18 protein-coding genes are annotated in these 19,990 nt (G+C 63.6%); 8 read left to right on the forward strand and 10 right to left on the reverse strand.

Going from position 1 to position 19,990, the window contains the following annotated elements:
* Positions 1-32 precede the first annotated feature (32 nt).
* The 4 genes from RRF55_RS22370 to RRF55_RS22385 all read left to right on the forward strand — a co-directional run bounded on the left by RRF55_RS22370 (position 33) and on the right by RRF55_RS22385 (position 2,787).
* Positions 33-1,121 carry an oxidoreductase gene (locus RRF55_RS22370; protein ID WP_004191385.1) on the forward strand — a complete coding sequence of 363 codons (1,089 nt, stop codon included), beginning with the start codon at positions 33-35 and terminating at the stop codon, positions 1,119-1,121.
* A gap of 57 nt (positions 1,122-1,178) precedes the next feature.
* A complete protein-coding gene (locus RRF55_RS22375) occupies positions 1,179-1,922 on the forward strand; it encodes an SDR family NAD(P)-dependent oxidoreductase (RefSeq protein WP_002893908.1) in 744 nt (247 codons plus the stop codon).
* 183 nt (positions 1,923-2,105) lie between these two features.
* Positions 2,106-2,408, forward strand: coding sequence for a type II toxin-antitoxin system RelE family toxin (locus tag RRF55_RS22380; protein ID WP_004147534.1), 303 nt, complete (start codon positions 2,106-2,108; stop codon positions 2,406-2,408).
* Positions 2,383-2,787, forward strand: coding sequence for a helix-turn-helix domain-containing protein (locus tag RRF55_RS22385; RefSeq protein ID WP_025862177.1), 405 nt, complete (start codon positions 2,383-2,385; stop codon positions 2,785-2,787). The genes RRF55_RS22380 and RRF55_RS22385 overlap by 26 nt, the downstream gene beginning before the upstream one ends.
* Here RRF55_RS22385 and RRF55_RS22390 read toward each other — a convergent pair.
* The 7 genes from RRF55_RS22390 to entC form a co-directional block, all read right to left on the reverse strand.
* Entirely contained in the window at positions 2,784-2,981 is a 198-nt protein-coding gene (locus RRF55_RS22390) for a YbdD/YjiX family protein (RefSeq protein ID WP_002893903.1), read from the reverse strand. The two genes, RRF55_RS22385 and RRF55_RS22390, sit on opposite strands and share 4 nt — an antisense overlap.
* A 104-nt stretch (positions 2,982-3,085) precedes the next feature.
* Positions 3,086-5,191, reverse strand: coding sequence for a pyruvate/proton symporter CstA (gene cstA, locus RRF55_RS22395; protein ID WP_002893896.1), 2,106 nt, complete (start codon positions 5,189-5,191; stop codon positions 3,086-3,088).
* 356 nt (positions 5,192-5,547) lie between these two features.
* Entirely contained in the window at positions 5,548-5,961 is a 414-nt protein-coding gene (gene entH / locus RRF55_RS22400; RefSeq protein ID WP_002893892.1) for a proofreading thioesterase EntH, read from the reverse strand.
* Entirely contained in the window at positions 5,962-6,708 is a 747-nt protein-coding gene (gene entA, locus RRF55_RS22405; RefSeq protein WP_024622880.1) for a 2,3-dihydro-2,3-dihydroxybenzoate dehydrogenase EntA, read from the reverse strand.
* 8 nt (positions 6,709-6,716) lie between these two features.
* Positions 6,717-7,568: an enterobactin biosynthesis bifunctional isochorismatase/aryl carrier protein EntB gene (entB, locus tag RRF55_RS22410; protein ID WP_020324582.1), complete on the reverse strand. Its 852-nt coding sequence runs from the start codon at positions 7,566-7,568 to the stop codon at positions 6,717-6,719.
* Between the two features lie 13 nt (positions 7,569-7,581).
* On the reverse strand, positions 7,582-9,189 hold the full coding sequence (entE, locus tag RRF55_RS22415; protein ID WP_004223595.1) for a (2,3-dihydroxybenzoyl)adenylate synthase EntE: 1,608 nt from the start codon (positions 9,187-9,189) through the stop codon (positions 7,582-7,584).
* 9 nt (positions 9,190-9,198) lie between these two features.
* The gene (gene entC / locus RRF55_RS22420; protein ID WP_032414663.1) at positions 9,199-10,374 is read right to left on the reverse strand and encodes an isochorismate synthase EntC; all 1,176 of its coding nucleotides are present in this window, start codon (positions 10,372-10,374) and stop codon (positions 9,199-9,201) included.
* Between the two features lie 188 nt (positions 10,375-10,562).
* On the opposite strand from entC, the gene fepB reads away from it, so the two are divergent.
* Positions 10,563-11,522 carry a Fe2+-enterobactin ABC transporter substrate-binding protein gene (fepB, locus tag RRF55_RS22425; RefSeq protein WP_004147526.1) on the forward strand — a complete coding sequence of 320 codons (960 nt, stop codon included), beginning with the start codon at positions 10,563-10,565 and terminating at the stop codon, positions 11,520-11,522.
* Positions 11,523-11,665: 143 nt separating this feature from the next.
* Here fepB and entS read toward each other — a convergent pair whose 3' ends face one another.
* A complete protein-coding gene (gene entS, locus RRF55_RS22430; RefSeq protein WP_004147525.1) occupies positions 11,666-12,907 on the reverse strand; it encodes an enterobactin transporter EntS in 1,242 nt (413 codons plus the stop codon).
* 112 nt (positions 12,908-13,019) lie between these two features.
* On the opposite strand from entS, the gene fepD reads away from it, so the two are divergent.
* The 3 genes from fepD to fepC are packed head-to-tail and all read left to right on the forward strand — an operon-like array spanning position 13,020 to position 15,807.
* Positions 13,020-14,027, forward strand: a complete 1,008-nt coding sequence (fepD, locus tag RRF55_RS22435; RefSeq protein WP_004176917.1) for a Fe(3+)-siderophore ABC transporter permease — start codon at positions 13,020-13,022, stop codon at positions 14,025-14,027.
* Positions 14,024-15,016, forward strand: a complete 993-nt coding sequence (fepG, locus tag RRF55_RS22440) for an iron-enterobactin ABC transporter permease (protein WP_004147521.1) — start codon at positions 14,024-14,026, stop codon at positions 15,014-15,016. Before fepD ends, fepG begins: the two co-directional genes overlap by 4 nt.
* Positions 15,013-15,807, forward strand: a complete 795-nt coding sequence (gene fepC, locus RRF55_RS22445; RefSeq protein WP_002893737.1) for an iron-enterobactin ABC transporter ATP-binding protein — start codon at positions 15,013-15,015, stop codon at positions 15,805-15,807. The genes fepG and fepC overlap by 4 nt, the downstream gene beginning before the upstream one ends.
* 64 nt (positions 15,808-15,871) lie before the next feature.
* Here fepC and entF read toward each other — a convergent pair whose 3' ends face one another.
* Both entF and RRF55_RS22455 read right to left on the reverse strand, forming a co-directional pair.
* Positions 15,872-19,753, reverse strand: a complete 3,882-nt coding sequence (gene entF / locus RRF55_RS22450) for an enterobactin non-ribosomal peptide synthetase EntF (protein ID WP_032414662.1) — start codon at positions 19,751-19,753, stop codon at positions 15,872-15,874.
* A 10-nt stretch (positions 19,754-19,763) separates the two neighbouring features.
* Complete coding sequence (locus RRF55_RS22455) at positions 19,764-19,967, reverse strand: MbtH family protein (RefSeq protein ID WP_004176919.1); 204 nt, start codon at positions 19,965-19,967, stop codon at positions 19,764-19,766.
* Between the last annotated feature and the right edge of the window lie 23 nt (positions 19,968-19,990).

The raw sequence follows: 19,990 nt of genomic DNA on the forward strand, positions 1-19,990 counted from the left end.
AGGTTAGCCCAACACCCATAAGGACAGCTTCCATGAGCAACAGCGATATCCGCGTCGTGCCCGGCCCGGCCAACTATTTCTCCCATCCTGGCAGCCTTGAGCGGCTGAGCGATTTTTTTAACGCCGACCAGCTCTCGCGAGCGGTGTGGGTCTATGGCGAGCGCGCTCTGGCCGGCGCCGAACCTTTTCTGCCGGCGGCCTTCCACCTGCCGGAGGCGAAAAAGATCCGCTTTACCGGCCACTGCAGCGAACGCGACGTGGCGGGGCTGGTGCAGGCCTCAGGTGACGATCGGGCGGTAGTGATTGGCGTCGGCGGCGGCGCGCTGCTCGACAGCGCGAAAGTGCTCGCCCGCCGCCTGGGGGTACCGCTGGTGGCCATCCCGACTATCGCCGCCACCTGCGCGGCGTGGACGCCTCTGTCGGTGTGGTATAGCGACGCCGGACAGGCCCTGAATTTTGAGATCTTCGATGACGCCAACTTCCTGGTGCTGGTCGAACCGCGCATCATTCTCAACGCCCCGGCGGAGTACCTGCTGGCGGGCATTGGCGACACCTTAGCCAAATGGTATGAGGCCGTGGTGCTGGCGCCGCAGCCGAAGGCGCTGCCGCTCACCGTGCGGCTGGGGATTAACGGCGCGCTGGCGATCCGCGACGTGCTGCTGGCCAGCAGCGAAACGGCGCTGGCGGACCAGCGCCGCGGCGATCTGACCCAAGCGTTTCGCGATGTGGTGGAGGCGATTATCGCCGGCGGCGGGATGGTTGGCGGGCTGGGGGAACGTTACACCCGGGTCGCCGCCGCCCATGCGGTGCACAACGGACTGACGGTGCTGCCGCAGACGGATAAATTTCTCCACGGTACCAAAGTGGCCTACGGCATTCTGGTACAGAGCGCCCTGCTTGGTCAGGACGATGTGCTGGCGCAGTTAGTGCAGGCGTATCAGCGCTTTAACCTGCCGACCACCCTGGCGGCGCTGGAAGTCGATATCAATAACCGCGCAGAGCTGGACCGGGTCATTGCCCATACCCTGCGCCCGGGCGAGTCGATTCACTATTTACCGGTGACGTTAACCCCTGAGGTTCTGCGCGCGGCGTTTGAGAAGGTGGAATACTTCAGCCGTTAATCACCCCGACCGTCTATACCTAATGATGATGCTCACCACTCTCGCAACGAGGTCATCATGCAGATCGATTTAACAGGTAAGAAGGCGCTGGTTACCGGCGCCAGCCGTGGGTTGGGTCGCGCCATCGCGCTGTCGCTGGCGCGCGCCGGCGCCGATGTGGTTATTACGTATGAAAAATCGGTCGATAAAGCCCAGGCGGTCGCCGATGAAATAAAGGCCCTGGGTCGGTACGGCGAAGCGGTACAGGCCGACAGCGCCAGCGCGCAGGCGATTCAGGATGCCGTCACCCATGCGGCCCGGTCCCTCGGCGGGCTGGACATTCTGGTCAACAACGCCGGAATAGCCCGCGGCGGTCCACTGGAATCCATGACGCTGGCGGACATTGACGCGCTTATCAACGTCAATATCCGTGGGGTGGTCATCGCCACCCAGGAAGCGCTGGTGCATATGGCCGATGGCGGACGTATCATCAACATCGGCAGCTGTCTGGCTAACCGCGTGGCCATGCCGGGCATCGCGGTTTACGCCATGACCAAGTCCGCCCTCAACGCCCTGACCCGTGGCCTGGCGCGTGATTTAGGCCCTCGCGGGATCACCGTTAACCTTGTCCATCCAGGGCCGACCAACAGCGATATGAACCCGGAGGATGGGGAACAGGCGGAAGCCCAGCGCCAGATGATTGCGGTCGGTCACTACGGCCAGCCGGAAGACATCGCCGCGGCGGTCACCTTCCTCGCCAGCCCGGCCGCCGGGCAGATCTCCGGAACGGGGCTGGACGTGGATGGCGGATTGAACGCCTGATCGCACATTTTCTGCAAGCCTCTGTCGCCCGGCAGAGGCCTTCCCGCGCCGCCTCGACGGGTTGCGTTTTGCCTCTTACCTGCGTTTTTTCTCCGCTCTACAGTACCCCATAAGAAATTCGGAATTTATCTAATAGTCTTATTATTTCCTTATATTTTGTGTGGGCGTACAGTGGAGGGACGGATGAAAATTGTCTGGTCAAAAACGGCAGATAAGCAATTTTCTAAAATCGATACTCGGTATAAGAGCCGCATTAAATCCAGGCTGGAGAAGATGGATGATAAAGCTTCACCTATCTCGGATATCAAAAAATTGTCCTCTCCCGAAAACCACTACCGGCTGCGATTAGGTGATTACAGAGTCATCTACACCTTTGGGGATCCGCCGGGCGATACCTGCTACGTCGTGGCGGTTAAACGCCGAACCACCACCACCTACCTTCATGAGGAACATACCGAATATGACTATTCAGTACATCAAGGATGAAGAAGGAAAAGACCAGTATGTCGTCATTCCTTACAGCGATTACTTTCGTATGCGCCTGGCTCTGCTGGAGTACGACGAAGAGGATGAAAGCGACTGGGAAGATATTCCTTATGAATCAGATATCTATGATGACGTCATGCTGCCGGGCGAAGTATGCGACGTGATGCATAAAGAAAACGTCAGCCTGCAGGCCGCGTGGCGCATCCTGCGCGGGATGTCCCAGCAGGAGGTAGCCGAAAAGCTTGGCATCAGCCAGTCCGCGGTGTCACAGCTGGAAGCGCTGGACTCCCGTCCGCAAAAGCGCACCCGCGAGAAGCTGGCGGCGATTTACGGCTGTACTCAGGAGCAGATCAGCCTCTATCTGCCGAAAGAGGGTTAACAGCACTTCGCCCCGCCCTTGCCGCCGTAGCGCGCGTCCTGGCGTTCGCGAAAGAACTCTTCATAAGTCATCGGCGTCTGATCCGGGTGGGTTATTCGCATGTGCTCGACGTAGTTATCGTAATCCGGCACGCCGATCATCATTTTGGCGGCCTGGCCTAAATATTTTCCTGCTTTGGAGAGGGTGTCAAACATAAGTCATTTCTCTTTTGTATCCCTCACCCCGAGCCTCTCCCAAAGGGAGAGGGAGGATCGGAAATGTAGGCCGGGTAAGGCGAAGCCGCCACCCGGCACACCGGTTAATGCGCCCCTTTCGCCTGGGTCTCAATCGCGTCCAGGTTTTCAGGCATTGGCTCATACGGCGTCTCTTTCGCCGTCGGTTTATCCTCTTTCAGCGCCGCCAGCGCGGTTTTAATCGAGAATAGCGCCAGCACCACCACCACAATCATAAAGAAGATGGTCAGCCCGGCATCGAGACGGTTGTTAAACACCAGCTGCGCCAGCTGTGATTCGGTATATTGCGGCGGAATGTTGCCGCTGTCGATCATCGCCTGGAATTTATTGGCGATGGCCAGGAAACCGACTTTGGTGTCCGGGCTAAACGACTTCTGCCAGCCGGCGGTCAACGTACAGATCAGCAGCCAGCTGGTCGGCAGCAGCGCCACCCACGCGTAGCGCTGGCGTTTCATCTTGAACAGGACCACCGCGCAGAGCATCAGCGCCATCCCCGCCAGCATCTGGTTGGCAATACCGAACAGCGGCCATAGGGTGTTAATCCCGCCCAGCGGATCGACCACCCCCTGATGCAGGAAGTAGCCCCACGCCAGGACGCACAGCGCGGTCGCCAGCAGGTTGGCCGGCAGCGAGCTGGTTTTTTTCAGCCCCGGGCTAATCACGCCCAGCAGATCCTGCAGCATAAAGCGCGCCGCGCGGGTGCCGGCGTCAACCGCCGTCAGGATAAACAGCGCCTCAAACAGAATGGCGAAGTGGTACCAGAACGAGACATCCATCAGTCCGCCCAGCGAGCCGTGCAGGATGTAGGCCATCCCCACCGCCAGCGTTGGCGCGCCGCCGGCGCGGGAGATAATCGACTGTTCGCCGACCTCGCTGGCGATTTGATGCAGCGTATCAGGCGTAATGCTAAAGCCCCAGCCGCTCACCACCTGCGCTGCCGAGGCGACGACATCGGTGGTACCCGCCGGCGCCAGCACCGCCATCGGGCTGTTCATCGCGAAGTAGACGCCCGGATCGATAATACAGGCCGCCACCAGCGCCATAATAGCGACGAAGGATTCCATCAACATGCCGCCGTAGCCGATAAAGCAGGCCTGGCTTTCGTTGGCCAACATTTTCGGCGTGGTGCCGGAGGAGATCAGCGCATGGAAGCCGGAGACCGCGCCGCAGGCGATGGTGATAAACAGGAACGGGAACAGGTTGCCGGTCCATACCGGGCCGGTACCATCGACGAACTTGGTCAGCGCCGGCATCGTCAGGGTCGGGCGCATAATCAGGATGCCAATCGCCAGCCCCACGATGGTGCCGATTTTCAGGAAGGTGGAGAGATAATCGCGCGGGGCCAGCAGCAGCCAGACCGGCAGTACCGCAGCCACAAATCCGTAGCCCACCAGTATCCAGGTCAGCTGTACGCCGGTGTAATCAAACCACGGCGCCCAGGTCGGGCTTTCCGCCACCCAGCCGCCGGAGATGATGGCGAACACCAGCATCACCAGGCCTATCACCGACACCTCGCCGATGCGTCCCGGACGCAGATAGCGGATGTAGATGCCCATAAAGATCGCCAGAGGAATGGTAAAGGCGACGGTGTATGTCCCCCACGGACTGTGGGTCAGCGCTTTCACCACAATCATCGCCAGGACCGCGAGGATGATCACCATGATCATAAAGCAGGCCACCAGCGCCAGGACGCCAGCGGTCGGTCCCATCTCCTCTTTAACCAGTTCGCCAAGCGAACGGCCATCGCGGCGGGTCGAAACAAACAGCACCATAAAGTCCTGTACCGCCCCAGCCAGCACCACGCCGGCGAGGATCCAGATCATCCCCGGCAGGTAGCCCATCTGCGCGGCGAGCACCGGGCCCACCAGCGGCCCCGCGCCGGCAATGGCGGCAAAATGGTGACCGAACAGCACTTTTTTGTCGGTTGGAACGTAGTCGAGGCCATCGTTATGCCGCACCGCGGGCGTCATCCGCGTCGGGTCAACGCCGAGCACGGTTTTAGCGATATACAGGCCGTAGAAACGATACGCGATCAAATAAACGCAGACCGCGGCGACGACAATCCACAGCGCGTTTATCTGCTCACCCCGGTTTAAAGCGATATAGCCGAGGGCGAAGGCTCCGATGACGGAGAGCAGCGCCCAGATAAGGTATTTCCCTGAATTATTCATTGTTGTGGTCCACCGGTAGGGTAATCAGGATGTTACATTTTGTTTCTAGATCACAACGCAGAATTTAACAACACCGAAACATCGCAGATGCCGTACACCCACAGAGATTTGTCTCACATTGCTAGCGAGATCACTTAAGGCAGGAAAATGAATGAAAGGGTTACCGTGAACGGTGCCGTTTTTTTTGTCGGGTGGCGGCTAACGCCTTACCTGACCTACAGATCCGTAGCCCTGCTAAGCGCAATGCGAGCAGGGAAACTCCCGGATGGCGGCGCGCTGCGCCTTATCCGGGCTACCCCATTGCGCCGATACGTAGCCCGGCTAAGCGTAGCGCAAGCCGGGGAAACAGCGGCTTCTTAGCCCAGCACCGCGGTGCCCAGACGACAGGTGCAACAGCGCCGCCCCTTCTCGTCATACACCACAATCTCCCAGCTCTGGCTCTGGCGACCAAGATGCAGCGGACGGCACTCGCCGCGCACTTTCCCGCTGGAGACGGCCCGGTGATGGCTGGCGTTAAGCTCAGTCCCGACGACGCACTGCCCCTCTTCGGTCATCAGCCAACCGGCCATCGAGCCCAGCGTCTCCGCCAGCGCCGCCGAGGCGCCGCCGTGCAGCAGGCCAAACGGCTGATGGGTGCGCGCATCCACCGGCATCTCCGCCTCCAGCAGCCCCTCTTCCAGTCGGGTGTAGATGATGCCAAGATGCGCCACCATGGTATTTTCGCTGCTGGCGTTCAGCGCCGCCAGCGTAAGCTCTCGCTTCCAGGCCATTTACGCCCCCAGCGTCGAGCCGCCATCAACCACGATATCCTGCAGGGTGATATGGCTGGCGTGAGAAGAGGCGAGGAACAGAATGGTATTGGCAATCTCCTGCGGGCGGGCGATTTTACCCAGCGGGATGCCGAGCTTAAACTGCTCGCCGAAGCCGCGGATCCGCTGCTGCTCTGCATCGTCGCTGACCCACAGGGTGCGCTGCATATCGGTATCGGTGGAGCCCGGCGACACCAGATTACAGCGCACCCCGCTGCCCGCTAGCTCAAGGCCGACGGTCAGCGCCAGGCTTTTCAGCGCCGCCTTCGAGGCGCCATAGGCGCTCATGCCGATACGCGGCGTGTGCGCGGCATCGGAGGCGACGGTGACGATCGCCCCGCCCCGCTGGCGACGGAACTGGGCCATCGTCTGCTGAAACAGGTTGAACGCCCCGCCGACGTTGACCGCGAAGGTCTGCTGCCAGTCTTCCGCGCTCAGCTGGTCGGTAGCGCCCATGCGCAGGATCCCGGCGGCGTTCACCAGCACATCTAAACGCTCGGTGTTCGCCAACAGCCGGCTGCATGCCTCGCGTACCTGGTCGGCATCGGCGACGTCCAGCGTTTCGGTGGCAAACGGGTAGCTTTCGCCGTCAAAGGCGAGGTCGAACCCGGTGACGTTAGCCCCGGCCTCGACGAAAGCCAGCGCGGTGGCATAGCCAATCCCTTTACCTGCGCCGGTCACCCACACGGTCTGACCGCGAAAATCCAGCGCCGCCATTAGTGCACCTCGCGGGAGAGCAGCGCCCACCAGGCGTCGATGGTCGGGTTTTTCGCCAGCATCACGAAGTCGATATCGCCGTGCACTTTGCGCCAGCGGGCGGCCAGGGCCATCATCCGCACCGAATCCAGACCGTAGTCGATTAGGTTTTCATCATCCAACGGTTCATCGGATTCGTCGAGCAGCGGCAGAATTAGCTCACGCAGCGCCGCTTTGGAGGCTGGGAGCGGTAGCAGCTCTTCGGTCATCACCACGCGGCCGGAGCGGCCGGCGACGTATTTCAGCGCCATCAGGTGCTCTTCACGGCTGAAATCTGCCAGCGCGTCGGCGACAAAGAACGGTTTGATATCGCGCATGAAAGCATCGGTGGCGGTGGTCATGCAGCCGATATGGGCGTAAACGCCGGTGATGATCAGCTGGTCGCGACCGGTCTCTTTCAGCATCTCCTCCAGCGGCGAGCGATGAAACGCGCTGTAGCGCCATTTCACCAGCACGGTATCGTCTTCATCCGGCGCCAGCGCGGCAATCACCTGCTGCTGCTCCGGCGAGCGGGTCAGACCCGGCCCCCACATATCATTCAGCAGGGCGCGGTCTTCATCGCTCTGCTCTTTCGGCTGGGCAGTGTAGTACACCGGAATGCCGTTCTGTTTGCAGAAGTCGCGCAGGGCGGCGATATTAGCCACCACTTTCTCCATCATCGCGCTGTTTTCGCCCCAGAAGTTGAGGAAATACTCCTGCATATCGTGGATCAGCAGCGCGGCGCGCGACGGCTCAAAGGCCCAGTTGACCTTGTTCGCCGGGATATCGCTGGCTTCCGGCAGCGCATATGCCTGTAATTTAGGGATTGCCATTCTCTGTTCTCCTTCAGCCCAGCTTGCCTTCGGCCAGCCACTGACGTAATTGTTTTTTATCGACTTTGCCCACCGGCGTCAGCGGCAGCGCGGCAACGCACTCCACGCGGTCCGGCAGTTTAAATTCCGCCACCCCCTGCTCGCGCAGGAAGCGGCGCACGGCGACGGCGCGCAGCGGCGAGGTCACCACCAGATAAGCGCAGCTTTTCTCGCCCAGCAGATTGTCTTCGATGCTGACCAGCGCGGCGTGGATCACCGCCTCATGGCGCAGCAGCAGGTTTTCGATCTCTTCAGCGGCGATCTTCTCGCCGCCGCGGTTGATCTGATCTTTTTCCCGGCCCTGGACGGTGATATAGCCATCTTCATCGATCGAAATCAGATCACCGGAGCAGTAAAATCCATCGGCATCAAAGGCTTCAGCGTTATGTTGCGGACTGTTGTAATAGCCGCGGAAGGTATAAGGGCCGCGGGTCATCAGACGGCCCACTTCGCCGCGCGGCAGCGGGTTGCCGTCGGCATCCGCCACCCACACTTCATCGTCCGGGCACATCGGACAGCCCTGGGTATTGATGATCCGCTCCGGGCTATCGTTAAGGCGGGTGTAATTCACCAGCCCTTCCGCCATGCCGAACACCTGCTGCAGCTGGCAGCCGATTTCCGCCGGAATGCGCGCGGCGAGCGTCGCTGACAGGCGCGCGCCGCCGACCTGCAGCAGCTGCAGCGATTGCAGCTGGGCGTTGCTGCCCCATTCGTGAATCGCCTGCAGCCACAGGCTGACTGCCGGCGGCACCAGCGAGGCAACGTTGATCTGATGTTTTTCGATCAGCGGGAAACAGAGCGTGGCGCTCGGGTCGGCGGCGAGGATCACCCGCCCGCCGGCGAGGAAGACGCCGAGCGAACCCGGGGAACTCATCGCATAGTTATGCGCCGCCGGCAGCGCGTTGAGGTAGCGCGTTTCAGCGTTAATCCCGCAGATCTCGTTGCTGCGGCGGATACTGTAGTCGTAATCGTTATGGGTGCGTGGGATAAGCTTCGGCGTCCCGGTGCTGCCGCCGGAGAGCTGGAAAAAGGCCACTTCGTCGGCAGGGGTTGGATTGGCGATAAAGTTATCCGCCGGGCGGTTAATCTCCGTCGCCAGATCGCGCTCGCCGCCGTCGTTACGCAACAGTGCGACGCGCAGGGAAGGATGTTCCGCGATAAACGCGTGGAGAAAGCTATCGTCAGCAAACAGAGCGTGCTCGCGATCGGCAATCAGCAGCGCCGGTTTAATCTGCGCGGCGTAGGCATTAAGTTCGCTGCGCTGGTGGCTGAACAAAGCGTTCACTGGCGCGACGCCGATGCGCAGCAGCGCAAAGAAGGTCATGTAAAACTCGGCGACATTGCCCAACTGCACCAGCGCGGTCTCCCCGCGCTTCAGTCCCTGGCGCTGCAGCGAGCAGGCGAGGTTGTCCACCAGCTGGTTAAACTGGCGGTAGCTAATCTGCCGCTCGCCATCGATAATCGCCACGGCGTCGTTTTCCGCGTGACGGGTGATCAGATTGGTTAACGGCAGATCCTGCCAGTAGCCTTTTTGACGATAGCGGGCCGCAAACTCTTCCGGCCAACGGGTAAATGCAATCATCCTTGCCTCTTAGTTCAAGCCAAATACGTTAAGCATGGTGGTCAGTTTGACGCCGGTTTCGCGCCATTCGCCCAGCGGCGAGGAGGCCGGAACGATACCCGCGCCGGCAAACAGGCGCAGCGTACGCTGCTGCAGACGCGCGCAGCGGATAGTCACCACCCACTCGCCGTTGCCTTCGTCATCGCACCAGCCGACGATGCCGCCGAACAGCTGGCGATCGAAGGGTTCCAGTTCAGCAATCAGGCGCTTCGCCGCCTGATGCGGGAAACCGCTCAGCGCCGGCGTCGGGTGCAGCAGACAGGCCAGCGACATGGCGTTTTCTTCCGCCAGCGCGGTGCCTGCGATCGGCGTCGCCAGATGCCAGAGCGTCGGGGTGGTAATCAGCTGCGGCGACTCCGGTAGCGACAGCTGACTGCTGCGCGGGCCCAGCACGCTCTTCATCGCCTGGGTCACCAGCTCGTGCTCGTGGCGATCTTTGCCGGAGGCCAACAGCCTGTTGCCTGCTTCCCGGTCCAGCACATCGTCCGGCTGGCGACGGGCGGAGCCGGCCAGCGGCAGAGAGCTGAAGTGCTGTCCTTCTTTACGCAGCAGCAGCTCCGGGCTGGCGCCCAGCAGCACGCCGCCGTCGGAGAGCGGCACGTGGAAGTTAAAGCTGGCGGGGTTCTGGGCGATCAGTCGCTCCATCAGCGCGCCGCTGTCGACGCGGTCGCGGGTGGTAATATCGATAAGCCTTGATAGCACCACTTTGTCGACTTCCGGGGTGGCGGTCAGCGCGGCGGCGCGTTCCACCATGGCTAAAAACGCGTCCTGCTCCGGGATCTCCCGACGCTCCACCACCTCCATCGCCTCCAGCGGCGCGGCATAGCGGGCGGAACGCTGCTTTTCCGGGCGAGAGAACGCTTCCCAGCGCTCGGGGATATAGAGCTCGGAAGGCTGACAGGTGTCGAACGGGATAGCCCCGACCATCACCGGCTTGCGGATCCCCGCCGCCCGGGCCTCGGCAAAGGCGGCCGCCATCTGCTGCTGGAACTCGCCGTTCAGCGCATCGCCGCCAACGGCGGGCTGTGAGAAGCGACGTAAGCAGCCTGAAGTGGTAAAACTGCGGTACGGCGACATAAAGAAGAAGCTGTCCGGCGACAGGGTCCGGGTCGGTTTCTTTACATCCTCAGCCAGTGACGTTTCCATATCATCCTCCAAAAACGATAAAGATATTAAGAATAATTATCATTTATATTTTTGTTGGCTAACCTAAAAGGTATTGCCCGCCATGTCAACCGCGTTACGTCATGGCGCCGCCACTTTGGCTTGCATCCTGCTGGCACAAAGTTGAAAATGAGACGCATTTATCACCTTTCAAATCAGGATGCGATGACGTGAACTTCTTTTCTTTCTGCCGCCGCGGTGCGCTGACCGGCATGCTGTTGCTTTTAGGAATTACCTCAGCCCAGGCGGCGGACTGGCCGCGCCAGGTCACCGACAGCTACGGGACGCATACCCTGCCGAGTCAGCCGCTGCGCATTGTCTCCACCAGCGTGACGCTTACCGGTTCGCTGCTGGCGATTGACGCTCCGGTGGTCGCCAGCGGCGCGACCACGCCGAACAACCGCGTCGCCGATAGCCAGGGCTTTCTGCGCCAGTGGAGCGAGGTTGCCAAAGCCCGAAAGCTGGCGCGGCTGTACATCGGCGAACCAAGCGCCGAAGCGGTGGCCGCCCAGATGCCGGATCTGATCCTGGTGAGCGCGACCGGCGGCGACTCCGCCCTGCCGCTGTACGATCAGCTTAAAACCATCGCCCCGACGCTGGTCATCAACTATGACGATAAAAGCTGGCAAACCCTGCTCACCCAGCTGGGGCAGATCACCGGTCATGAACAACAGGCCAGCGCGCGCATTGCCGACTTCAATAAACAGCTCGTTTCGTTAAAAGAAAAAATGAAACTGCCGCCGCAGCCGGTGACCGCCCTGGTCTATACCGCCGCCGCGCACAGCGCCAATATCTGGACGCCGGAATCGGCTCAGGGGCAGATGCTCGAACAGCTGGGCTTTAGCCTGGCGACGCTGCCGGGTGGCCTGCCCGCCAGCCATAGCCAGGGTAAACGCCACGATATCGTGCAGCTGGGCGGGGAGAACCTCGCGGCCGGTCTGAACGGCCAGAGCCTGTTCCTGTTCGCCGGCGACCAGAAAGATGCGGATGCCATCTACGCCAACCCGCTGCTGGCGCATCTCCCGGCGGTCGCAGGCAAACGCGTCTACCCGCTGGGCACCGAGACCTTCCGCCTTGACTACTACAGCGCTCTGCTGGTGCTCCAGCGTCTCTCCAGCCTGTTCGGCTAACGCGGGCTGCGCCATCAGGCCGGGCACTCGGCCTGCACACCTTGCCGGGCGGCGCTGCGCTTGCCCGGCCTGCTGAGCTTGCACCGGCCTGCCGTACCCCAGGCCCGGTAAGGCGTAGCCGCCATCGGGCAATCGCACCCTACTTAACTTTCGTTGACGATTTCCGGGCGCTGGAAACGGCGCAGCTCGCGTAGCAGCCCAACCAGCAGCACGCCGACGAGCGCCAGCGCCCAGCCGCTGGCGCTGGCGGATGCCGCCGGCGTCATCACCGCCCCTAAGCCGCCGAGCAGCGCCGCTCCGATGGCGTCGCCGGTGACGTTTTGCGCGGTCCACAGACCGTTAATCCGCCCGAGCATATGTTCCGGCGTCTGGGTCTGAATCAGGGTGTACTGCAGCAGCGAGCTAATAGCGCTCAGCCAGCCAAACAGCGCCAGGCACAGCGCGCCCAATGCCCAGTGCGGCATCAGGCTGAACAGCGCAATGGCGACAAACGATCCCACCGTCGTCGCCAGCATCAGCGCGCCCGGCCGCACCGTCTGGGCCAGCTGGCCGCTGGTCAACGCCCCCAGCGCCGCACCGAGCGGAATAGCGGCGTACAGCAGGCCAATCTGTCCGGCCGACATCTGCCAGCTACCGGCCAGCGCCGGATAGAGCACCCGCACCGCGCTGGCCATGGTCAGCAGACCGCCAAGCAGCGCAATCCCGCCGATAAGCGGGCTCCGGCAGAGGAAGGTCAGCCCCGCCAGCAGGGAGCGCAGCGGATGCTCGCGCGGCTGCGGAGGCGGCGGCAGCTGCGGCAGACGCAGCAGGGTTAAGGTGGTGATAAAGGTCCCCGCCGCCGCCAGGCCGAAGTTCCAGGCCACGCCGCCGGTGGCCAGCAGCAGGCCGCCGATCATCGGCGAAATCACCGAGCCCAGGCGCACCGTCAACATAGTGATGGCCCCGGCCTGCATCAGGTTTTCCCGTCCCACCAGCGCCGGGGTCGCCGCCAGCAGCGCGGTCACCCCCAACGAGGCGAAGAACCCGTCCCAGATCCCCAGCAGGTAGATCGCCGCCAGCGACGGCTCCGGCAACAGGGCGTTCAGACACAGGCCGACAAAGCCCACGCCGCAGGTGCCGCGCGCCAGCAGGATCAGGCGTTTACGTTCATAGCGGTCAGCCAGCACGCCCCCCACCATCAGACCAACAAACATCGACGCCCCGGTCAGCGTCACCGACAGCCCGACCTGCCAGGTCGAATGGGTCATCATCTGGATCTGCACCGGAATGGCCACGCCCAGCAGGCCAAGCGACAGAATAGAGATAAAGCGAGCGATAAAAACGGCGCGAAACGCCGGGTGAGTTTTCAGCAGGCTGAGATTGAGCAGCCAGGATTGTCGGTTCATTACAGCGCCTTGTCGTTATTTTTAATACCCTTTTTACTGTGGGTCATGCTACCATAGCTGAATAAAATCGATAACGATAATTACTATCATTATCATATCAGGGATGTCAGTTATGTCGTTTTCTACGACCGCGGTACGCTCTGTCGCCGTGCCCGGATTGTTGCTATTACTCGCCTTAGCCGCCGCGCTTAGCTTGACCATCGGCGCCAAATCGTTGCCGATCGGCACGGTATTCACCGCCTTCAGCGGAACCTGTCAAAGCGCTGATTGCACTATCGTGCTGGACGCGCGCCTGCCGCGCACTCTGGCCGGTCTGCTGGCCGGCGTCGCCCTCGGCCTCGCCGGCGCGCTGATGCAGACGCTCACCCGCAACCCGCTGGCCGACCCCGGCCTGCTGGGGGTCAACTCCGGCGCCAGCTTCGCCATCGTCCTCGGCGCGGCGCTGTTCGGGATCACTTCCCCGCAGGAGCAGCTGCTGCTGGCATTCTGCGGCGCGCTCTGCGCCTCGCTGCTGGTAGCCTTTACCGGCAGCCAGGGCGGCGGTCAGCTGAGCCCGGTGCGCCTCACTCTCGCCGGGGTCGCCCTTGCGGCGGTACTCGAGGGGCTGTCCAACGGCATCGCCCTGCTCAACCCGGACGTCTACGATCAGCTACGCTTCTGGCAGGCCGGTTCGCTGGATATCCGCACCCTGCAAACGCTGAAAATTGTCCTGCTGCCGGTAGTCGTGGCGGGGATCGCCGCTCTGCTGCTGAGCCGGGCGCTGAACAGCCTGAGCCTGGGCAACGATACCGCCACCGCCCTCGGCAGCCGCGTCGCCCGCACCCAGCTGATCGGCCTGATCGTCATCACCGTCCTGTGCGGCAGCGCCACCGCCGTCGTCGGCCCCATCGCCTTTATCGGCCTGATGATGCCGCATATGGCGCGCTGGCTGGTGGGGGCCGATCATCGCTGGTCGCTGCCGGTCACCCTGCTCGCCACCCCGGCCCTGCTGCTGTTTGCCGACGTGATTGGCCGCCTGCTGGTGCCCGGCGAACTGCGGGTATCGGTGGTGAGCGCCTTTCTCGGCGCGCCGGTGCTGATCTGGCTGGTGCGCCGCCAGCCGCGGGGAGGTGGACTGTGATTGCTCCGTCCCGCCGCCTGATAGCCAGCTGTCTGCTGCTGATGGCCGCCAGCCTGCTGATTTCTCTGCTCGGGCTGGCGCAAGGCCCGGTGCCCCTGACGATTGACCAGGTGTTCTCGGCGCTGTTCGGCGATGCGCCGCGCAACGTCGCGATGGTGGTGAACGAATGGCGGCTGCCGCGGGTGTTAATGGCGCTGCTCATCGGCGCCGCGCTCGGCGTCAGCGGCGCCATTTTCCAGTCGCTGACCCGTAACCCGCTCGGCAGCCCGGACGTGATGGGCTTTAACACCGGCGCCTGGAGCGGCGTGCTGGTGGCGATGGTCCTCTTCGGCCAGAACCTGACGGCGATCGCCCTGGCGGCGATGGCCGGCGGGGTGCTGACCTCGCTGGTGGTCTGGCTGCTGGCCTGGCGCAACGGGATCGAAACCTTCCGCCTGATCATTATCGGCATCGGCGTGCGCGCCATGCTGGTGGCATTCAACACCTGGCTGCTGCTGCGCGCCTCGCTGGAGACCGCCCTTTCTGCGGGCCTGTGGAACGCCGGATCGCTTAACGGCCTGACCTGGGGTAAAACCTGGCCGTCGGCGCCGCTGATCCTGTTGATGCTGGTGGGCAGCGCCCTGCTGGTTCGCCGGATGCGGCTGCTGGAGATGGGCGACGATACCGCCTGCGCGCTGGGGGTGCAGGTCGAGCGTTCGCGCCTGCTGCTGATGCTGGTGGCGGTGGTGCTCACCGCCGCCTCGACGGCGCTGGCCGGGCCGATCTCATTTATCGCGCTGGTGGCGCCGCATATCGCCCGCCGCCTGAGCGGCACGGCCCGCTGGGGACTGACCCAGTCGGCCCTGTGCGGCGCGCTGCTGCTGGCGCTGGCCGATTACGGCGCCCAACGGCTGTTTATGCCGTGGCAGCTGCCGGTTGGCGTGTTAACCGTCAGCCTCGGCGGTATTTACCTTATTGCATTGTTGATTCAGGAGTCCCGCAAAAAATGAGTGCTGTCCCCTCCCGTTTGCGCGGCGAGCAGTTAACCCTGGCCTACGGGAACAAGACCATCGCCGAGTCGCTGAACGTGACCATCCCTGACGGTCACTTCACCGCCATTATCGGCCCCAACGGCTGCGGCAAGTCGACGCTATTGCGCACCCTCAGTCGCCTGATGACGCCGGCCAGCGGCCACGTCTGGCTCGACGGCGCGCAGATCCAGCAGTACGCCAGTAAAGAGGTTGCCCGCCGCATCGGGCTGCTGGCGCAGAATGCCACCACCCCTGGCGATATCACGGTGCAGGAGCTGGTGGCCCGCGGGCGCTATCCGCACCAGCCGCTGTTTACCCGCTGGCGCAAAGAAGATGAAGAGGCGGTGAACAAGGCGATGCGGGCGACCGGGATCAGCGATCTGGCGCTGCAGAGCGTCGACACGCTTTCCGGCGGCCAGCGGCAGCGGGCGTGGATTGCGATGGTGCTGGCCCAGGAAACGGCGATTATGCTGCTGGATGAGCCGACCACCTGGCTGGACATCAGCCATCAGATCGACCTACTGGAACTGTTGAGCGAGCTGAATCGCGAGAAGGGCTATACCCTGGCGGCGGTGCTGCACGATCTTAACCAGGCCTGCCGCTACGCCACCCACCTGATCGCCCTGCGCGACGGCAGGATCGTCGCCGAGGGGGCGCCGAAGGAGATCGTCACCGCCGATCTGATTGAACGGATTTACGGTCTGCGCTGCACGATCATTGAAGATCCGGTGGCGCATACGCCGCTGGTGGTCCCGCTGGGCCGCCGGTAATCTCCTCTTTCCCCGGCTTGCGCTACGCTGAGCCGGGCTACCTGCTGTAGCCCGAACTCAACCGTTACCCCAGAATCTCCCTGACCACCGGACCGATGGCCTCAAAGGCCTGCGGGGAGATGATATCGACGTGGGCGCAGTTCTGGCTGAACACCTCCAGTTCCCCCACCCACGGGCCCCATACGACCTGCGGATCCATCCCCTCCTGCCGCGTCTTCTCCGCCACGAACAGCGTCGCCTTGCCGTCAAACTTCGCGCTATGCGCGGTGGTTAACAGCCGCACCGCATCGGCATAGTTGCCTTCGATGGCGCTGAACAGCTCGCCGGAGGCTTGCCCCTGCTGGGCGGCGAGGAACGCTTCGCGCTCGCGGTCGATCTCCGCCAGTACCTCGGGATCCAGCCCGTTGGCCTCTTTCTCTGCCCAGTTTTGCGTCTCCGGCGGCCAGGTATCCAGCAGGCCGAGGAAGGCCACCGCTTCGCCGCGCTGGCGCAAGCGGGCGGCAATCCCCTGGGCTAAGGTGCCGCCCAGCGAATACCCGAACAGGTAATAAGGGCCGTGCGGCTGCTGCGCCAGCAGCGTGCGCAGATGATGCTCGCAGACCTCGTCGAGGCTGGCGGCGCTGGCCATCGGCCCCTGCGGGCGCGGCGACTGAATACCGGTAATCGACCAGCGCGGGCTAAGATAGCGCGCCAGGACGCTGAACTGCCAGGCGAAGCCGGAGGCGGGATGGAAGCAGAACAGCGTCGGGCCGTCGCTCTCGCGCAGCGGCAGAAGCGTATCCAGCCCCAGGCGCTGGGCCTGCTCATCGCTGAGATCGGCGGCCAGCAGCGCGCTCAGTTTGCCCACCGTCGAGGCCACCATCACCTGCCCCGGGGTCACCTGCCGCGCCAGCTGGCGGCTGAGCTGTGCCGCCAGGCGCATCGCCAGCAGCGAATGACCGCCAAGGGCGAAGAAATCGGCGTCGATATCGTTCACCTCGCAGCCCAGCAGCTGGCTGAAGGCGGCGGCGACAAGAGTTTCCATGCCGGGCTCCGGCGGCCGGCCGCTGCGCTCGCCGCCGAGGGTCGGCAGCGGCAGCGCTTTACGGTCCAGTTTGCCGTTGGCGCTCAGCGGCAGCTCAGCGAGCTGCATCAGCACCACCGGCACCATATGCGGCGGCAGCTGTTCCGCCAGCCGCGCTTTCAGCGCCGCGGTATCCAGCGGCAGGCCGGAGTCAGAGACCAGATAGCCCACCAGCTGTCGGGCATCGCCGCCGGTCGCCGCCGCCTGGTTGAAGACGCAGGCGTGACTCACCGCCTGCCCCACGTCCGGCAGGGCCGACATCACCCGATCAATCTCGCCAAGTTCGATGCGCTGCCCGCGGATCTTCAGCTGATCGTCGCTGCGGCCAAGGTACTCCACCGCGCCGTTCGCCAGCCAGCGCGCCACGTCGCCGGTGCGATACATCCGCTCGCCGGGGGCAAACGGGTCGGCGATAAAGCGGCTGGCGGTGAGATCCGGGCGCCCCAGATAGCCCTGCGCCAGCTGGATGCCGGTGAGATAAAGATCCCCCGCCACCCCCGGCGGCACCGGGCGCATCGCGGCATCGAGAATGCGCAGCCCGGTGTTCCACACCGGCCAGCCAATCGGCACGCTGCTGCCGGTCACCGCCGCCAGCTCAGATCCGCAGGCCGGGTACCAGCTGACGTCCACCGCCGCCTCCGTCGGGCCGTACAGGTTATGCAGCGGCGCGCCGGTTAAGCGTTCCCACTCGCGGCACAATTCCGTCGGCAGCGCTTCGCCGCTGCAGAATACCCGCCGCAGCGTGCGGCAGGCGGCCACGCTGTCGGCATCCAGCGAGGCGACAAACGCCGCCAGCATCGACGGCACAAAGTGGGTGGTGGTCACGCCGTAGCGGGCGAAGAACTGCTGCATCGCCTGCGGGTCGCGGTGCGCCTCCGGCTCGGCCATCACCAGCTGCGCGCCGGCGATAAACGGCCACCAGAATTCCCACACCGACACGTCGAAACTGCACGGCGTTTTCTGCGCCACCACGTCGTCGGCAGATAACGGATAGCGATCCTGCATCCACAGCAGGCGGTTGACGATGGCGGTCTGGCCGACCATCACCCCTTTCGGCCGCCCGGTGGAGCCGGAGGTAAAGATGATGTAGGCGGTATGGTCTGGTTTTGACAGCGCCAGCGGCGCCTCATCCCCGGCGGCCAGCGGCTGCTGGTAGCAGAGGCTTTCCAGCCCCGGAATATCGCTGAAGCGGGCCAGCTGGTCCTCCGTGGCGATCAGCAGCGACGGCCGGGCGTCTTCCAGCATCATCCGCAGGCGGTCGTCCGGGTAGCCGGTGTCCAGCGGCAGCCAGGCGGCCCCCGCTTCGACAATGCCGTGCAGCGCCAGGGTCAGGAACACCGAGCGCGGCAGGGCCACCGCCACGCTGTCCCCAGGCTTCACGCCGCGCTGACGCAGCAGCTGCGCGAGCGCCACCACCTGCTGACGCATCTCGCGATAGCTGAACTGCCAGCGGGCGTCCGCCAGCGCCGGGGCATCCGGGGTCTTCCGCGCCTGGTCGGCCACCAGCGCGCTGAGGGTGGTGGCAGGCAGCGGCACAGCGGTATCGTTGACCGCCGCCAGCCGGGCCAGCTCGTCGGCGGAGAGCATCTCTGCTTCGCCGCAGCGCAGCGTCGGATCGGCGGCGAACTGCGCCAGCAGCGCGGTCAGTCGCGCCATGTGGCGACGGAGCTCGGCTTCGTCGTACCGGGCCTTGTTGGCGAGGATCTCCAGCGACAGCCCGCCGGTCTCATCCGGGAACAGCGCCAGCTCGAGATCATTGACCGGGCCGGTGGCGAGGGTGTGGGTCACTGCCTCGACGCCGTCGATATCCAGCTGGTAATCAAAGACTTTGACGTTCAGCACCGGGCCGAACAGCGGTTCGTCCCCTGCCGCTTTGCCGCTGTCGCGGACGATCTGCTCGGCGTCATAGCGCTGATGGCGGCGCATCTTTTTCAGCTGAGCGGCGAGGCGCATCGCCAGGTCCGCCAGCGTCTCCCGGGCGTCAATATGCACCGCCAGAGGCAGGACATTGAGCACCGGCCCCGTCGAGGTCAGCGCGGCTGAACCCATCCGGCGCATAAAGATAAAGCCCGCCGCGTAGTCCATCCGGTTGCACAGGCGGCCCAGCCACAGCGTGGTGAGCGCCAGCGCCAGATCAGCGGGCTGACACTGCGGCGCATGGCTGGCCAGGCGGCGGAAGCCGTCGGCGTTCATCTCCAGCTTCATCCGCCAGATATCGCTCCCGGCGGCGCGCCCGCCCAGCGGCGCGGCAGAGAGTGAGGCAGGCGCCGGTAAGGCCTGGCGCTGGGCCTGCCAGAAAGCTTTATCCCGCTGCCAGGCCTCGCTGCCGGCGTAGCGCTGGTACTCGTCCACCACCTCGGCGAAGGGGGTGAAAGGCGACTCAGGAGTAGCTTCCCCCCGCTGCCAGGCGCGATAAATGGCGGCGATCTGCCGGGTTATCGCCGGGAAGCTGAAGCCATCCACCAGCAAGTGGTGATAACGCTGATACCAGTACCAGCAGTCGTCGCCGACGCGCAGCAGTTGATGGCACACCAGCGGGTTGCCGCCGTCGACGCGCAGATCCTGCGCCAGATCCGCCTGCATCCGCTCCGTGGCGGCGCGATGCGGATCCGGCGCCGTCCGCAGGTCAATGATCGACGGTTCGCCAAAGGTGCGGTCGGCCGCCAGCCACTGCCAGACTTCCCCCTCCTCTTCCTCAAAGCGCAGGCTGAGGGTGTCCGCCTGCTGCAGACCGGCGACAATCGCTTTTCCCAGCAGCGTCGGGTCGAGGGCGCCGCGTAGTTCAACATAGTGGGCCACGCTCCAGGCGCCTGGCAGAGTGGAGAGGCGCTCGGCCATCCAGATCCCCGGCTGCGCGGCAACCAGCGGTAAACGAGTGGTCATTGTCAGCTCCTTATGACGCATGATGGGCGGGGGTCAGTGTCGACCAGTTGGCCGCCAGCCAGGCGTTGCAGGCCTCGGCCGACTGCGGGGGGCACACCACCGTCCAGCCGGCAGGCAGGTCGCAGTGCGCCGGCCACAGGCTGTACTGCTGTTGATCATTGCGCAGAATGTAAAACTGCCCTTGCGGATTGTCGAAGGGGTTACTGAATTGCATATCAAACTCCTGTCGTAAAACGC

Origin of the sequence: Klebsiella sp. K47, from assembly GCF_051858335.1 — a bacterium.
Classification (GTDB): Bacteria; Pseudomonadota; Gammaproteobacteria; order Enterobacterales; family Enterobacteriaceae; genus Klebsiella; species Klebsiella pneumoniae.

Coding starts and splice junctions, on each gene's coding strand:
- entH (WP_002893892.1), bottom strand. CDS start 5,961: ATGGCCTGGAAGCGAGAGCTTACGCTGGCGGCGCTGAACGCCAGCAGC.
- RRF55_RS22380 (WP_004147534.1), top strand. CDS start 2,106: ATGAAAATTGTCTGGTCAAAAACGGCAGATAAGCAATTTTCTAAAATC.
- entE (WP_004223595.1), bottom strand. CDS start 9,189: ATGATTGCATTTACCCGTTGGCCGGAAGAGTTTGCGGCCCGCTATCGT.
- RRF55_RS22390 (WP_002893903.1), bottom strand. CDS start 2,981: ATGTTTGACACCCTCTCCAAAGCAGGAAAATATTTAGGCCAGGCCGCC.
- RRF55_RS22385 (WP_025862177.1), top strand. CDS start 2,383: ATGACTATTCAGTACATCAAGGATGAAGAAGGAAAAGACCAGTATGTC.
- RRF55_RS22375 (WP_002893908.1), top strand. CDS start 1,179: ATGCAGATCGATTTAACAGGTAAGAAGGCGCTGGTTACCGGCGCCAGC.
- entF (WP_032414662.1), bottom strand. CDS start 19,753: ATGACCACTCGTTTACCGCTGGTTGCCGCGCAGCCGGGGATCTGGATG.
- RRF55_RS22455 (WP_004176919.1), bottom strand. CDS start 19,967: ATGCAATTCAGTAACCCCTTCGACAATCCGCAAGGGCAGTTTTACATT.
- fepC (WP_002893737.1), top strand. CDS start 15,013: ATGAGTGCTGTCCCCTCCCGTTTGCGCGGCGAGCAGTTAACCCTGGCC.
- cstA (WP_002893896.1), bottom strand. CDS start 5,191: ATGAATAATTCAGGGAAATACCTTATCTGGGCGCTGCTCTCCGTCATC.
- entS (WP_004147525.1), bottom strand. CDS start 12,907: ATGAACCGACAATCCTGGCTGCTCAATCTCAGCCTGCTGAAAACTCAC.
- fepD (WP_004176917.1), top strand. CDS start 13,020: ATGTCGTTTTCTACGACCGCGGTACGCTCTGTCGCCGTGCCCGGATTG.
- RRF55_RS22370 (WP_004191385.1), top strand. CDS start 33: ATGAGCAACAGCGATATCCGCGTCGTGCCCGGCCCGGCCAACTATTTC.
- entC (WP_032414663.1), bottom strand. CDS start 10,374: ATGGAAACGTCACTGGCTGAGGATGTAAAGAAACCGACCCGGACCCTG.
- entB (WP_020324582.1), bottom strand. CDS start 7,568: ATGGCAATCCCTAAATTACAGGCATATGCGCTGCCGGAAGCCAGCGAT.